Here is a 16171-nt window from a genome sequence, read left to right as displayed (position 1 = left end):
AGCTTAACCGACAAGTATTGCGTCAGAATCCAATCCTGTTCGGTTAAGAGTTTTTATAGTTTTGGTTAAGCAACAGCACAACTTTTTTGCATCCTGTCTTATCTCAATGACAATTTTTAAGTTCTCTTAACGTGACCAATACATTTTCCCTCTACCAAAGAGAAACTTGTTGCTTTAATTCTTCCAGATCCAAATAATCCTTCATGAAACCTTTCCGTAACAATGCGTGTGGAATAAATTGATCATATTTTTGTATCTCCGGTGCTTCTGCATGACTAACTAAGTCTTCTAAAGAAATTCTCTGTTCACATAAAGAAATAATCTCTGGATAAACAGATGTGAATTTATTCTTACCTAATTTCAAAACTAAATAATAGGGATTTATTCCTCCAATACTTTTAATTTCTAAAGACTCTCGACACAAAGAATTAAGCAATCTTTCCAAAGTGCGGTAAGCCACAGTACCCAACCAAGGGAAGATACAACATTTATTTTTTTCTAAAAGTATAATATTCTGTTGTTCTAATCCAGCTTTTTGTACCAATTGACGGACTATCTGTAACCGAACTTGAGCATTTTTTTGTAAATAACTGTATTCTACATCCTCCAACAAAACCTGGCGCATTCGTTGTAAAATCCGAGTGTGAATAGTTCCAGAACCACCACGCCAATAAATAGTAGATTTACCCTCACCTTGCTTAACAAAAATCACCTTTTTTTGGAAATCAACATCTAAAACTTCCCAACTTCTCCCAGCTAAAGCAAATTGATTACCAACAGCAGGTGGAATTACAATACTTCCAATTGCCGTTGAGCCTTGTTTTACCACATATTCATGATTATCAGCAAACACACCATAAAACTGAAATTGATTCACCACCTTTTCTCCAGCCAACCCGATCATTAATTTACCTTGTTCAGTCTTTTGAATATGATTAATATCAATTAAATACCGCAATAACAACTTATAATCATCTTGAGAAATAGCCGCAAATGGTGTTAGAGTTAAAACTTGTTGAGCCAGAGCATGAGGTGATAATTCTTCCATTGCTGCTAAGATACTCATTGTTTGATGATAAAGCAAACTCAAAGGATATTTTATTGGTTTGATTGGTTCTAGCCAACGTTCTTCTAAATAAAGTTGAATAATAGCAATACACTGTAAAAGTTGCCAGGGAATTTGTTCTGGTAATGAAGCGTCTGCTAATGGTTCTTCTTCTGCACAAACAAAACGCATATCAGCCGATTCACCTCTTCTGCCACTGCGTCCTAATCTTTGTAAAAAACTAGCAACAGATAAGGGTGATTCTAACTGAATTACTCTTTCTAAATAACCGATATCTATCCCTAATTCTAAAGTCAAAGTCGCAGCAGTCACAGCAGGTTGATTAGGTTCACGCATCGCATTTTCAGCAGCTTGTCTCAAACTGGCACATATACTACCGTGATGAACATGATATATATCTGAAAATCCTTGTTTAGTAGCAACTTGGCGTAGTGAAGCAATAATAGATTCTGTTTGTGTGCGATTATTAGCAAATATTAGGCATTTACGAGCTTTACTCAAATTAAAAATATATTGTTCATATTTTGATTCTTCCACTTCTTTTTCAACATAAAAATGCTCTATAGCCAGTTTAATTTGCCGCTTTTCTACCTCAATTATTGGTGTAATTACCAGTTTATCTGTTCCTAAACTTAACCACTTTTCAGCCATTGAATAATCACCAAGAGTTGCTGATAAACCAATCCGTCGAGGTTGGGTCTTTGTCAACCTTGCTAAACGCTGTAATTGGCAAATAATTTGTACACCACGTTCTGAACCCATGAAAGCATGGATTTCATCAATAATCACAAACCGTAAATCACCGAATAGGCGTATTAGTTGCTGATTTTTGTTAATTAATAAACTTTCTAGAGATTCTGGTGTAATTTGGAGAATCCCTTGAGGGTTTTTTAAAAGATTATGTTTTCGACTTTGAGCAACATCACCATGCCAAGAGCATACAGGAATATCTGCGGTTTTTAATAAATCATTAAGTCGTTCAAATTGGTCATTAATTAAAGCTTTAATCGGTCCAATATACAATGCACCAATACTAGAAGGAGGATTTTCGTGTAATAAAGTTAAAATTGGCAAAAAGGCAGCTTCAGTTTTCCCCGCAGCAGTAGCAGCAGCAATCAGTAAATGAGCATCAGTGTTGAATATAACTTCACAAGCAGCAATTTGTACTGGTCGTAATTCAATCCAGTTGTGATGATAAATATATTCTTGAATAAAGGGTGCAAGTCTAGAAAAAGTACGGTTGTTCATGTCAATTTTTATCCAAATAATCTCTCATCCCCAAAAAATGGGGTAGTATCGAAAAAACGAGTATAATTAATTATTATAAAATTAACCAAACTCTGCATTTAGTAAAATGACAGGTCAAATTATAGGTGATTTTGCCAAAGAGATATTATCAGAACGCTACGAAGTACAGCAACAACTTGGTAAAAAAGCAGGAAGACGGACACTGTTGACTCGTGACTTGCAAACTCAAGAACTGGTAGTTGTGAAACTACTTTCTTTTAACAATGAGTTTCAATGGGACGATTTAAAGTTATTTGAACGAGAAGCAGAAACTCTCAAAGCAATTTCTCATCCCGCAGTTCCTCGTTATCTAGATTATTTTGAACTAGATTCTCCAGAAAACAAAGGATTCGCGCTGGTACAGAGTTATATTCCGGCTGAATCTTTAGAAGCACAACTAAAAGCAGGACGTAGTTTTAGCGAAGAAGAAGTTAAGCAAATAGCAACAGCTATTCTCAAGATTCTCAAATATTTACACGGTCGTCAACCATCTGTAATTCATCGTGATATTAAACCTAGTAATATTCTGTTGACCAATCGCTCTGGTAATAATGTGGGTGAGGTTTATTTAGTGGATTTTGGTTCTGTACAAACTATTGTGAGAACTAACAGCACTATGACAGTTGTTGGTAGTTATGGGTATATGCCACCTGAGCAATTTAATGGTAGAGCAACTCCCGCTTCTGATCTTTACGGTTTGGGTGCAACTTTAATTTATTTAGTCACAGGTCAGCACCCAGCAGATTTACCCCAACAAGATTTAGTAATTAAATTTGAACAAGCGGCTAATATTAGTCCTGGTTTTAGTAGTTGGTTACGGAAAATGACACAACCTATTTTGAGTAAACGTTTGGCTTCTGCTGAACAGGCTTTGCAAGTTTTAGAGCAACTGGGAAAGACAACTCAAACTCCAGTTAAGGCAGCTAATTTAAATTTGTGTAAACCGTTTGGTAGTAAGATTCTCTTGTTTAAAAATGCTGATTTTATAGAAATAATTATCCCCCCATTTCATGGATTTAAAAGGAATATAATCTTATTTAGTATAGGTTTAGGTTTAGCAACTTATTTCTTAATTATTCCTTTGTTTCCGTTAGCTAGTTTATTAAGTTTATTCTTGGTTGGTTCTATGTATATTTTGGGCAAAAAAAGACTCCGCATTAACAGAAAACAAATTTCTTTATCTTATGAATTGTTGGGAATTGTGCGTAATCATCCACTTCCTAGCCAGAGACAATATATTATTCGTTTAGAAAGAACTAATATTTACCATAATAACGAACCTCAACCTTGTTTAATCATCTGGTCAGGAATGCGGAAGTATCAAATTAACGCTGGCGAAAATAATCTCTTTTCTGTAAGTACCCTAGAACTAGACTGGTTAGCAGAAGAACTTAGCAACTGGCTAGAATTGCCAATTACTAGAAATTAGGAAATACAGCACTTTCTGATGTTATGGGGTACATATCTGACCTGCAAGATGCCGATACTACAAGAGATAAAATTCATAATAACTCAAGTTGCTAATTACTAATTTTTTGGATATTTTGTAGTCTGTAGGGTGTGGTTCGGCAAGCTCACCAACCACGTCAGACTCTATAGTTTTAGCCGACGATTATAGGACTTATGCACTGTAGAAAATCCAGATGATATATATAATGAAATTGCCTACTTTCAGGTTTTTAGAATTGTATATTAGTGCGGTGCGTCAGATAGATAAAATCTGTTGGATGCTTAATTATCGGGTCTGACGCACCCTACAAGAGATAAAATTTGTAATAACTCAAGTTGCTAGTTATTAATTTTTCGGATATTTTGTAGTCTGTAGAGTGTGGTTCGGCAAGCTCACCAACCACGTCAGACAGAATATTTTAGGCTGAAATCAGTAGTTTTAAGCTTCTGACGCACTTTACTTAGAGTTTGTATTTATTCACCAACGTTGTTTAGAAAAAAGTCCTGAATTACAAACTAAATTCTGCTCCTTCATCATCTAAATTAATATCTTTACCTGCCACAGTAGGTTTAAAATTAGAGCCGTGAATGAGTTCTTTAAGCTTAATTGTTGGGTTTTGTTGGAGAATATTCAACACACTAATAAAATCCCTAATTATTTCTCCTGGTGTGAGTAAAGCTTCTGCACCTAACCGACTGATAATTTCTTGAACAAATTCCTGTAAATCACTATTTTTTAAAGTTTTTTCATAGCCAAAATTGAGTGCATGAATTTCTGTTAACCGTTGTAATAAAGTGAGAATTTCCGTTTCACTCAAGGGGTTAAGGCGAATTACTGGGCCTAAATATTCTTGTACACCTGCTTGGGTTGCAAAGCGGCTTTCTTTGGTACGTCTGCGCCAAGCTTGGTCAGCAAATAGTCCTCGATTTGGGTCTTCTAAAAATTTTGTTGTCCCACCAATTAAAATACCAAGATGTTCAGCTTTGCATTGCATGGTATCGTTAAACATGGTTAGGAGTCTGTTATAGTTTTTTTCTCTGGTGACTGTGGTGGATATTTGATATAAATTTACGGCTTCATCTACTAAAATTAATAATCCTTTATAGCCAATTTCGGCGACAAATTTAGCTAATAATTTGATATAATCATACCAACTATTATCGTCAATAATCACCCGCACGCCTAAAGCTGCTTTAGCTTCTGTTTTTGTGTTAAATTCTCCTCTTAACCAACGCAAAGACGCATTTTTTAAATCATCGTCATCTAAGCGATAACTACGCCAATAAGCAATAATCACACTACCAAAATCGAAGCCATGAACTAAGTCTTCAATATATTGAACTACTTCCCGAATTTTTGCTTCTACTTGGTCATCAAAACCGGGGTCATTGGGACGCATTCCTGTTTCTTTGGCTACTTCTTGTTGAATTTTATTAATCCAACCTTCTAAAATTGATATTAAAGCACCACCGTCAGGACGAGTTTTCGTGGCGAGATTGCTCATTAATTCTCGATAGGTGGCTAAACCTTCGTTGTTGCTTCCTGCTAGTCGGCGTTGAGAGGATAAATCAGCGTCAGCTACTACAAAACCCTGTTCCATGGCGCGGTTACGAATCATTTGCAGCATGAAGCTTTTACCTGAACCGTAGTTACCGATAATAAACCGAAATGCTGCGACACCTTCTGCAATATCGTTGAGATTTTGTAAAAGGCTGTCGAGTTCTTTTTCTCTCCCTACTGCTATATGTTCAATTCCTACTCTGGGTACTACTCCTGCACCAAGGGAATTGATTAAAGCAGTGGATATTTTTTTCGATATTTTTGGTTTTGTCATGTAGTTTGGAACAAAAATTAAAAACTTTAGTTACTGTTTTTTATTCTAAATCAATTCGGTTCTCTAAGTAAAATACAGAAAAGCAGGAGCATACGCCCATACTTGTGAAAGGAGGTTCATGAATGGCTTATGTCAAGCTGCGCTAACAATTGATGTCCTGACCACCCTACAGACTACAAAATATCCGAAAAGTTGTAAATAACGTAAGTTGCTTTTTTAGTAAAATAAGGTGCGTCAGAAATTTAAAATTATTCATTTCAGCCTAAATTATCCTGTCTGACGCACCCTACAGACTACAAAATATCCGAAAAGTTGTAAATAACGTAAGTTGCTTTTTTAGTAAAATAAGGTGCGTCAGAAATTTAAAATTATTCATTTCAATCTAAATTATTCTGTCTGACGCACCCTACAGACTACAAAATATCCGAAAAGTTGTAAGTAACAGTTGCTTTTTTAGTGACATAAGGTGCGTCAGAAATTTAAAATTATTCATTTCAATCTAAATTATTCTGTCTGACGCACCCTACAGACTACAAAATATCCAAAAAATTAATAACTAGCAACTTGAGTTAAGTAGAGTAGATAACTAAAAATAATCTCCGGTGGGCAATGCCCACCCTACGTGTATTTTAAAAATCAGATATCAGTCCTATATCATTAATATTTTAATTGGCTGAAATGGTTTTATTTGTATTTTCTTCATACATGGCAAGCATTTTTTTCAGGTTGTGTGTATGTTCTTGGGCTATTTCGGGAATTTCTAAGTTTGTTTCAATAATTAATTCACCAATAATATCATTGGCTTTTTCGTTGATAGAGTCTATTAATAAATTCGGCATGGTGATATTTGCTTCAGCAATTTTCTTAATAGTGGCTTTAGTGTTATTTTGCTCGATTATGGCTTTTAAAATTTGAATTTGATATGCGGATAAATTGGTTAAAAATTTATTCCATTCTGGAGGAAGTTGATAACCTCTGGGTTCTAATGGTTCTAGTAATTCATCGAAGGGAAATAATTCAATGTTATTATCTTGTGGATTATCAAGTAATGGGTCTGGATTGAAATTTTCTACTTGTTGAAGTAATTCCCACACTTGGTTTTGCAACGAGTCCCGTTCATTTTGCAAGAGGGAAATTTGATTTTGTAATTGTGTGAGTTCTATTTTTTGGGCTGTGGTTTGAGTTTGTAAAGAGCTAAAACTATGTTCTAGATTTTCTCTGGCGTTTCTGGTGGCTGTTAGTAACTGATTTTGGTTGATGCTTTCAACTTCTAGTTCTTGGATTTCAATTCGCAATTCATACATTTTTTCCTCTAGTTGAGGTTTTAGTCTACCTAATAGAGTTAAATTATTTTGAATTTCTTGTTGTTGTTGTTGAAGTTGTTCAATTTGAGTTTCTAATTGGATTATTTCGGCGCGAGATGCATTATAATTTAATTCTAAACGACGTTTATCGGCTGTGAGATTAGTATAGTAATCGTTTAGTTCTGCCGTAGTAATTTCTAAGGTATTAAATTCTGTTCTCAGGATGCTAATTTCTGATTCTAATTGTTTTTTCTGTCCGGCAAAATTACCTAATTCTCGATGAAGAGTATCTCTTTGATTACGACATTCTAATATTTGATTTTGTAGTTGTTGGGATTCTATATACAGTAGTTTATTATGATCTTGTAGTTGTTCTATTTCTCTAATCAGGCGAGATTTTAGCCCTTCACGCTCTCTAATTCGTCGATGAAGAGAACTTAAAACTAGCAATTCATGATTTTTGTGTCGTTTATCAACAAATAATGCTGCGGAATAGGTAGCTATTACAGTGATTAAACCTGTGAAAAAGGCTTTGGTAATATCCCAGGTGGGAACAAGACTCAACCCAAAGCTGATACTAAAGGCGATTAGACCTAATATTAATCTATTGCTGATGATTACTGTTTGCATTTTACTTGTTTTTAAATCAGTAATATGATTAGAATCATTAGTTACTAGGGTCATTAATCCTCTCTTTGATTATTATGTTGTTGTTATATTATTATTTTTAGCAAACAAGGTGAGGTCTGCTTTCAAGAAATCAATAAATTGGCGTGCTGTTCTGCCAGAACGGCCATTATGACGGGTTGCCCATTGTAAAGCCTGGTATTCTAAGTCTTGCTGAGTAATATTAATGCCAGCTTGTGCTGCTAGATGCTGGACAATTTGCAAATAAGTTTTTTGATCTGCGGGTGTAAAGGTGATAGTTAAACCAAAGCGATCGCTAAATGATAACTTCTCCTGCATTGTATCCCAAGCATGGACTTCTTCGTGATCTTTAGGGGCGGGTCTGTCGGTAAAATACTCCTTGATTAAGTGACGACGGTTGGAGGTAGCGTAGACGACTACGTTTGGGGGTTTGGCGGTTAAACTCCCTTCTAAGACGACTTTTAAGGCTTTAAAGGCATCGTTATCTTCCTCAAAAGAAAGGTCATCTACAAAGATAATAAATTTCTGTGGCACTCCCCGCAACTGTTCGACTATTTGGGGTAAGTCTTGTAATTCTGATTTTGCTACTTCTATTAAGCGCAGGTTTCTCTCGCTGTATTCATTTAACAAGGCTTTGACTAAGGATGATTTACCAGAACCTCGACTACCGTAAAGTAATACGTGTAGCGCTGTTTCTCCTGACAATAAAAACTCTGTATTTTTTAATAATGCCTCTTTTTGCGACTCATAACCCACTAGGGTACTGAGTTTAATTCCATCGGCATGGGCAATACCTGTTAATTGTCCATTTTGCCAGCGAAAAGCCCGATATTGAGCAAATAAGCCTGTTCCGTGTTGCTGATAATAAACTGCTAAATCTTCTAAAGCATCGCCCCAATTTTCTAAGTGTGGCAAGGAGGCGATTAAACTGGCTTCAACCGCTATTTGATCTGGTTCTCGATACCAGACTACGGGGGAAACTGGTAAATGAGCTACAATTTGTACCCACTCACTCAAGACAGCGCTGTTACATTCATACAAACTTTGTAATATTTGTAAATCATGTTGGGCTGCGGTTATTAGTGCTGGGGGTAATTTGGTCAATTCTTGCTGTTGAAGCAGCTTGGTAAAGGGATTTTCAGCTACCAGAATTTGATTAATTAAATATTCTTCCCAGGTTTGATTACTGGCTGCTAAAGCGCGAAAATAGTTACCGTAGGCTTGGAGACAGTCTCGCCCATCTGCGTCAGTGTAACGTATAGCTTGCAGGAGATCAAGAAAGGCGATCGCTATTTCTCCTTGCAGAACCGATTGGTATAGCAAAAGAGAGGCTGCTTGACGCTGAAAAAATTGAATTTCGCTGTATAATAAGTTACTCGATTTTGTCATCTGTAAATCCTTACAAGAGTTCTAAACTCCTGAAAAACTTCAAATTATCTTGATTCCAAGGTTCAGTGTTGCTGATTCCCAAACTAACTACACTTAGTTATAATAGATAACACATCATCGTATCTGAAAATTTTAGGTTTTAATATTTTTTACATTTTACATAGATGTAAGTGTATTTCATTGTCTATATCTAATAATTTTAGAGAATGTAGTTCAGTACATTGTGACACCCATGGGGGGCAGTACACAACTTGCTATAAAAATAATAACGGTATAACTTAGTTAAATCAGATATACAATTTAAATTTTGTCTACTGTAGACCTAATAAAATAAATTGTAAATTGCCATTATGGCAAGTTTTACTGTCAAGAATAAGATATTACTAATTATCAACAATCGTATTTATTCTTGTTTACCATTCAGGCTTATTCAAGTTTCATCAATTTTAATTTCGGTAATTTTCTCAATACTTTAAGTAAATAGGAAATATTATATGTTGTTATCGCTGTCTTCTTTAAATGTTATCCAGTATTTGCAAAATGCCGATCTGTTTAGCTCAGAAGATAGGGTATTAGATCAATATGAGTTAAAAGAAAGTAGCCAAGATAATCAGAATTTACTGGTAACTTTCACTAATAATCGCCAACTATTAATTAAACAAAAATATAAAATAGATATTGAGAATAATCACCATGAATTATTTAATGAGTGGCTATTCCATCAGTTATTACAGCAATTCCCAATCCTTGGTAATATTTCTGAGTTGTCATCATTAATACTATGTTATGATCAGGAAAATTCTATTCTAGTCCGCAGTTATTTAAGCGAATATATAGAGTTAGGAAAATTTTACCAAAATAGCAGTATTTTCCCCATCGAAATTGCTAATTCTATCGGTACTGCATTAGCAGAATTACATCGTACTACTTTTCTAGGTAAAGAGTATCGTGATTTTATGAATATTGCTCCTCCAGGGGAGTTTCGCTATCATTTTTATAACCCGTCCCAAGGTATAGATTCAATTAATCCAGATGTTTTGGGTAGGATTCCTACTGAAGCGATAAAGTTTCATATTTTCTATCAGCATGATCAAAGTTTAGCATCAGCGATCGCAGATTTGTCTTATGAATGGACTCCTTGCTGCTTGATCCATAATGATTTGCAGTTAAGTAATATTTTATTACATTCCCGATGGGAACAATTAGATAATTGCTTAATTCGATTAATTGACTGGGAAGCTTGTAGTTGGGGAGATCCTGCTTTTGATTTAGGAAGTTTATTGGCTAGTTATTTAAGAATTTGGCTGTCGAGTTTAGTAGTAGATAATACTTTGAATTTAGAGGAATCGCTGAATTTAGCAATGATACCGCTAGACATTATCCAACCTTCAATGTTAGCTTTATTGCGAGCTTATCTTGATACTTTTCCCTTGATTTTAGAGTATCGACATGATTTAATTTTGCGTGTGGTTCAGTTTACGGGTTTATCGCTAATTCATCAAATTAAAGAGATGATTGAGTATAAGAAATACTTCGATCAACATCACATTTATATGTTGGAATTTGGCAAAAATATACTGACCATGCCTCAAAAAGCTGTATTAACTATATTTGGTATATCCGAATCAGAGATTATCCAACCTGTAGCTGACTTAGAAAATATTTTTCAACCTGAAGAGGAAGAAAAAATACTACCGATATATTACGAAAAGACTCGTTTACGCGGTTGTTAATTTAGTAAAAATTAATCAATTGTTATCCCCCATCTTTAGTGGTCATTAATGTATAATTCTTCAACCAATCAGATTCTGACTTCTTTGCTAGACATTGCTAGTAATATTGAGATAGAGCCTAATTTCTGTATTCACCATCCTCATTATCAACCTTTTTCTTTGCCGACGAATGTAGCAGCTAGATTTCAACAAAACTCGCCAATTTTACAATATAAATATCTCGCTTTATTATTGCGAAACTTCCTGCACGGTATCTATTATAATGGCTCATTACAAACAATTCTGGCAGTAAATGGTGATACTGTTAACAACTTATTCCCGCAGGATTTAGCTCAAAATTCCAGTTTAGGAATTGATAGAGATTTTTATGATCAACTACACAGTAGTAATCATGGTAACGGAAACTATGATCCCAATTGGCAGGTTTTACGACTAGAACCAGATGGAAGTATGGCCGTTAGCAAGGGTGGTTTGACACTGTATGTTGAACCAGAATGTCAACTTAAATCTGGTAAAAAGGCTGCTAAAGTGGGTGAATTAATAGCAATTTGGATGCCTAAAAATCGGTTGCAGAACGGCTGTTATTTAGCGGTGAGTAATGTAGGACAGGAAGGACAAGATACAGAAGATGCCGATATAGTGCGAATTTATTTTAATTTTACGCCATTGGGTGCGATCGCTCTCATGGAAAGTTTAACACAACAACTAAACAGCGCCACTATTCCCTTTAGTTTTCAAGTTCTTTACAATCCCTCAGCCTACGGACGTTATGATTCAGGTGTACTCCATTTTGAACGCCAAAACTATCCAGAAATACACAAAATTCTTCAGCCTGTTTACATCGAACATCAATCCTACTTTGATTCAAAAATTCCCTTATTTACCAAATTTTTAGCACCAGGATTAGGTTTAGCAGAAGAACCAAATCAAAAATTTACCGCACAAGAAAGTTTTGGAATGAACCGTTGCCAAATAGTCGCTAATGCCTTATTAGAAGCTTGGCATAATCGTAAAAATGCCATTGAGGAACGGATGCAGATTATTCATCAACACTTTGCACTGCAAGCTTTGGACGTGCAGCGAGCCTATCTTAATCCAGACTCGGAAGATGTTTATAACCCTTTGTTTTGAGTAGTAAATGAGTAGTAAATCAAAAGTCGGGACAATTGCTCTCTGTGACGCTGGGATGAACGTAATATTTAAGCACTGTCTCAACATTGTCCCCAATCCATAAGGCCACTCTGTCAGGCGTTACCCCTGAAGCGATCGCCCAAGTTGCAAATGTGTGACGTGTGGCGTAGGGTTTGAGGTAATAGGGGATTTCCCCGGCGTTAACCAATTCAGTTACAATTCCTGGATAAAAATATTTTTTATCCCCACGTTTGACTGTGTAGCCTTTCCAAAAATCATTAATGGTGTAGCTGGTTATTCTGTTACCCTGCTTGGTCAGGAAAATTATTTGTCCGGCAACGACAGGATGTGGTCTTATTTCTAGTAATAATTTTGAAAGGCGGGAATCACTAGAGACGGTAAAGATCCTTTTCTTCCCATTTTTTGTACCTTTGGCGATGCCGTGTAAGTTTCTGGATTTAGCGATCGCTATTTGGCAGCAATCCTCTGACACATCCCCCCAAGTCAAGGCGAATGCTTCTCCTAATCGGCATCCAGTCCAGAATAGGAATTTTATTAGGGGTGCGTAGTGAGAATAAGATGAGTGATTTTCAAAGGCTTCTATGATAATGTCGCGCTGCTCTAGGCTGAAGGCTCTGAAACCATCGGTATCTGTAGATTTTCGTTTTGGCTTAGGAATAAGTAAGCTCTCAAATGGGTTATGGGGGATTAACTTAGAGCCAACTGCCCACCGACAACATCGGTCCAGGTGGTGAAGAATATCCCACGACATATAAGCTGATGTGTTGAGTAGTAACCAATTTCTAATCTCAGAAGCTTTTGATAATTTGTGTGTAGGGAATCGCCTAATGTAGCGTTCAACTTTCCTATAGGTCCCTCTGATAGTTGTTTGCTCTAATTGGGGTTCTTGAAATTCTGTAAATTTTGTCCAAAGTTCGTTAATTGGTAATTCTGATTTTTGGGTGGTTGAATTTTTATCACCAAATTTATAACGCTCTAATGAGCTATCAAATTCACCTAAAGAAATTTCACGCTGAATTAATTCCCAGCGTGATTCTACAATTACTCTATTTTTCTTGGTGTCTTTCAGTCCGGTGGATAAGTAAAATTGTTTGGCGTAACCATTGACTCTAAATCTAATTAATATTTTTTTTGATTTAGGGTCAACAGTTACAGCCATTAATCATACTCCTTATAATCAAAGAAATTGTGTCCACAGTCAAGACAATACACTCTTGTATCGTCAGTCCTTCTTTCTCCACCACAGTAACAACACACGCCGTATTTCCTTGTTGCCTCTTCTTGGTTTTTAGCTTTTGTTACTTGTTCTATGTCCGAGATTAATTCTGTGGGCAATTGCTCCCAATATTTAAGGAGTAGTTCCATTAAAGTGACGTAATCCATTTAAAGATTCTCTACATCGAATAGCCCTTGCTTTCCTTTCACTTCAAAAGGAGTTATAGAACGAATATTTTCAAACACCCAGGCGACTCTCCCTATTTGCCAATTACCCATCATTTTTTCTAAACTGGACTGACTGTCTATTAATTCCTGAGTCATTACCAAACAATCAACTAAAGTTACTTGAGCTACTGCTACTCCGAAGGGGAAATCATTGTAGGTGAGTTTGTCCCGAACAATAGGTTTAATCTTTTCGTGAAAAAATAGTTCTTGTTCGCGGGTGTCCCTTGCGGAAGCACATATCAACAAATCGCCTCTGTAGTTTGTCCCCCATGTGCGAGTCTCAACCCGTTTTAAATAGTGAGGAATCAAACTAGCCCAAGGCTGCCATAAACTTAATGCTTTCATTGTTTAAAGAATAATTATTTTTGCATAGCCTTTGGTTGAAACATACCAACCCTTTAACTCAATAATCTTCCTGATCCTTTGCCGTTGAAGGAATAGATTAACGGCTATTTCTGAATTTCTCATTGTCTTAATATCCCCCTCTACTGGTGTTTAATTGCCTCGAATTTTTAATAGATGATTATGGACATAGTAAACGTCAAAGTACCCGAACGGGAAAAAATACCCCTGGGTAGCATTGCTATAAATTTCCAACTTTCCTATATATAGGATAAATCCACCGCAATAAATTTCTAAAGTCATTTTTGTTTTATCTCTGCTATTAGGTAAATTCAATATCTGCATTCTAGGATTAGACCGCAGACATATCTAGGCATGGCTTGAGGCAACGGTTACAGGGTCGTATTTTATGAAGAATAGCGATTTCCCTGCTATTCGATTCAATGTGGCGACGTGTGCTTCTGCCTCATTTTTGAATCGGAAACCACAGATAAACAGCCCTGTTTGTTGGCTGTACATTCTGTATGGTTTCCATTCGTAATATCCTAATGGTTTAGTCATCTTCCTGACCCTCTGCGTTCTAGCTTCATATTGTTAAAAAAATTTTGGGATATCCTCAGATGGGTTAAAAGATAGTTTCCATGAATACGGGACAGTCAATACCAACGGGTTCTCTCCATGGAATATTTCAATATATCCAAAGGGGAAGATTGAACCGCCATGGCTGGCGCGTGCTTCAAAGGAAAAGCCAAATATTGAGAGATAGATATAGCCTGACGCTTTGACCTCTAATTTCATTTGGGGTGATTGGTAATTGGTAATTGGTAATTGGTAATTGGTAATTGGTAATTGGTAATTGGTGACTGGTAATTGGTGACTGGTAATTGGTGACTAGAATTTGGCTGGTAGTTCGTTGGTTTTGCTCATTGCTGGAAGGCTGCCACCTCTCCCTGGTTTGCTTTTTCTAGTTCACTTTGGTAGTTCACCAAAATCAAATTAAATTTATCCTTATCACTAGCGGGCTTTGTTCTTGGAGGCTGCCACCACTCCGGTTTGTGATTTGGAAAAATTTATTTGATTTGTTTTACATACCGGAAACTAAATGCTATATTAATCGTACCGGAAACTAAATGTCAAGAGTTTTCGGTATGACATTTTATTCAAGGTATGTAAAATAGGAACAGCCGTTGTGACTTCAGAAAATGGGACGACCAAGGAAAATAGCAGAGGATGCGAAAAACGTATCACTCAACCTGAGCGAGAGGGACTGGAATCAATTCCAAGTCGTAGCGAAATCAATGGGGTTGAGCCGATCAGAGCTAGTAGCGAAAATAGGGAGGGGGGAAATTTCAATAGGAAACTTGCCCCAATCAGAGACACAGATCCTGGGAAAATCTTAGAGCGCCTGGAAGCCTTAGAGTCTCAACACCTACAGTATGTCCATGCCCACCAATCCCGACTAAAGGCGCGGTTGGGGGAAAGTGAAGAAGCAGAAAAAGAATTTATAGCAGAGGCGAACCAAATTAAAACCGATATTTATAATTTGGTGACGGCTCAAAACCATCCCAATGGGAACGGGCATAAAAATTAATCCATCCTGCCTATAGGCAAGATGGTTTTTTTTGGTGTTCAAGGACTGTGACAGCCTTCAAACTGGCTAATGATAAATTAAGTACATTACTACTTACTTAATTCATCATGATTCCTCTAATTCTAATACTTGGACAGATTCTCCTGTTATGCGCCGTGCTAAAGATAATATTTTCTGTCATAGACAGAACTATTCCTACCCGACGATTCCCACCACCACCAACAGACCAGGTGAATTTGGAGGAAACACAAAAATCCGACACTACAGGCAATTACCAAAATACCTGGAGTGAACCAGACAGACCCAGGAAACCAAGTAGTGACATAAATAGGCGGACTTCAAACATTAAGCGCAAAGCTTCACCCAATTCCGGTTATCGGTCATCCGGCCTATGGCATCAATTACTTGTAAAAGTCAGTTCTGATACGGCAACGGCGGAAAGGATAATTTCTCATTTGCGCCGTAAGCATCCTGGAGAAACAGACCGATGGTATCTCGAAAAGGCAATTTTTGATTTAGACCGCGACAAAGGACGTTACTAATTTCTTTACCAAATACCAAGTGTTTCAACATGAAATCATCACAACAATGGATCAAATCAGGCGGACACACTATCAACCTGGAATACTGTCAGGAAATTTGTGTCCACACACCCACCGCATCAGTTTATGGATGGATGATGGGGAATGATAGCCCCCATATCGAGCAATCATCATTTGGATTTTTTGGAGAAGAAGCACTAGATTTTCTGGTTAAGCTCGCACAATACACCGGGCTTGACTACTCACAAGAAAAAATTGCTATTAGGACGTATATCGCAGAGAAAAAAGAAATATCTATCCTAGATAACAGTATTCCAGAGGGCATGAACTTATGACCCTCCATATAACAGTCACGGCACACGGAAAGCTTTCTGTCAAAACAAGATTTTT

At 36.6% G+C, this 16171-nt stretch carries 12 protein-coding genes; 6 read left to right on the top strand and 6 right to left on the bottom strand.

Going from position 1 to position 16171, the window contains the following annotated elements; genetic code table 11:
* Positions 1-151 precede the first annotated feature (151 nt).
* Positions 152-2314, bottom strand: coding sequence for a DEAD/DEAH box helicase (locus tag VB711_RS17025; protein ID WP_323287363.1), 2163 nt, complete (start codon positions 2312-2314; stop codon positions 152-154).
* 106 nt (positions 2315-2420) lie between these two features.
* On the opposite strand from VB711_RS17025, the gene VB711_RS17020 reads away from it, so the two are divergent.
* A complete protein-coding gene (locus VB711_RS17020; RefSeq protein WP_323287362.1) occupies positions 2421-3782 on the top strand; it encodes a serine/threonine-protein kinase in 1362 nt (453 codons plus the stop codon).
* A 529-nt stretch (positions 3783-4311) separates the two neighbouring features.
* Here the strand turns inward: VB711_RS17020 and VB711_RS17015 are convergent.
* The 3 genes from VB711_RS17015 to VB711_RS17005 all read right to left on the bottom strand — a co-directional run bounded on the left by VB711_RS17015 (position 4312) and on the right by VB711_RS17005 (position 8978).
* Complete coding sequence (locus VB711_RS17015) at positions 4312-5637, bottom strand: ATP-binding protein (protein WP_323287361.1); 1326 nt, start codon at positions 5635-5637, stop codon at positions 4312-4314.
* 665 nt (positions 5638-6302) lie between these two features.
* Positions 6303-7625: a tellurite resistance TerB C-terminal domain-containing protein gene (locus VB711_RS17010; RefSeq protein ID WP_323287360.1), complete on the bottom strand. Its 1323-nt coding sequence runs from the start codon at positions 7623-7625 to the stop codon at positions 6303-6305.
* A gap of 18 nt (positions 7626-7643) precedes the next feature.
* Positions 7644-8978, bottom strand: a complete 1335-nt coding sequence (locus VB711_RS17005; RefSeq protein ID WP_323287359.1) for an ATP-binding protein — start codon at positions 8976-8978, stop codon at positions 7644-7646.
* 494 nt (positions 8979-9472) lie between these two features.
* Between VB711_RS17005 and VB711_RS17000 the strand changes: the two genes are divergently transcribed.
* Together VB711_RS17000 and VB711_RS16995 are read left to right on the top strand one after the other, a co-directional pair.
* Positions 9473-10711 carry an aminoglycoside phosphotransferase family protein gene (locus VB711_RS17000; protein ID WP_323287358.1) on the top strand — a complete coding sequence of 413 codons (1239 nt, stop codon included), beginning with the start codon at positions 9473-9475 and terminating at the stop codon, positions 10709-10711.
* Positions 10712-10759: 48 nt separating this feature from the next.
* Positions 10760-11842, top strand: coding sequence for a T3SS effector HopA1 family protein (locus VB711_RS16995; protein WP_323287357.1), 1083 nt, complete (start codon positions 10760-10762; stop codon positions 11840-11842).
* Between the two features lie 19 nt (positions 11843-11861).
* Here VB711_RS16995 and VB711_RS16990 read toward each other — a convergent pair whose 3' ends face one another.
* Complete coding sequence (locus VB711_RS16990; RefSeq protein WP_323287356.1) at positions 11862-13022, bottom strand: tyrosine-type recombinase/integrase; 1161 nt, start codon at positions 13020-13022, stop codon at positions 11862-11864.
* A 224-nt stretch (positions 13023-13246) separates the two neighbouring features.
* The gene (locus VB711_RS16985) at positions 13247-13651 is read right to left on the bottom strand and encodes an ASCH domain-containing protein (protein WP_323287355.1); all 405 of its coding nucleotides are present in this window, start codon (positions 13649-13651) and stop codon (positions 13247-13249) included.
* 1186 nt (positions 13652-14837) lie between these two features.
* Between VB711_RS16985 and VB711_RS16980 the strand changes: the two genes are divergently transcribed.
* The 3 genes from VB711_RS16980 to VB711_RS16970 all read left to right on the top strand — a co-directional run bounded on the left by VB711_RS16980 (position 14838) and on the right by VB711_RS16970 (position 16116).
* On the top strand, positions 14838-15239 hold the full coding sequence (locus VB711_RS16980; RefSeq protein WP_323287354.1) for a hypothetical protein: 402 nt from the start codon (positions 14838-14840) through the stop codon (positions 15237-15239).
* 155 nt (positions 15240-15394) lie between these two features.
* On the top strand, positions 15395-15781 hold the full coding sequence (locus tag VB711_RS16975; protein WP_323287353.1) for a hypothetical protein: 387 nt from the start codon (positions 15395-15397) through the stop codon (positions 15779-15781).
* A gap of 29 nt (positions 15782-15810) precedes the next feature.
* Positions 15811-16116, top strand: a complete 306-nt coding sequence (locus VB711_RS16970; RefSeq protein WP_323287352.1) for a hypothetical protein — start codon at positions 15811-15813, stop codon at positions 16114-16116.
* Positions 16117-16171 lie beyond the last annotated feature (55 nt).

It is taken from the genome of Cronbergia sp. UHCC 0137 (assembly GCF_034932285.1).
Classification (GTDB): Bacteria; Cyanobacteriota; Cyanobacteriia; order Cyanobacteriales; family Nostocaceae; genus Cronbergia.
The sequence above is the reverse complement of the archived record's forward strand: the minus strand, read 5'-3'. Positions and strand labels throughout refer to the sequence as shown.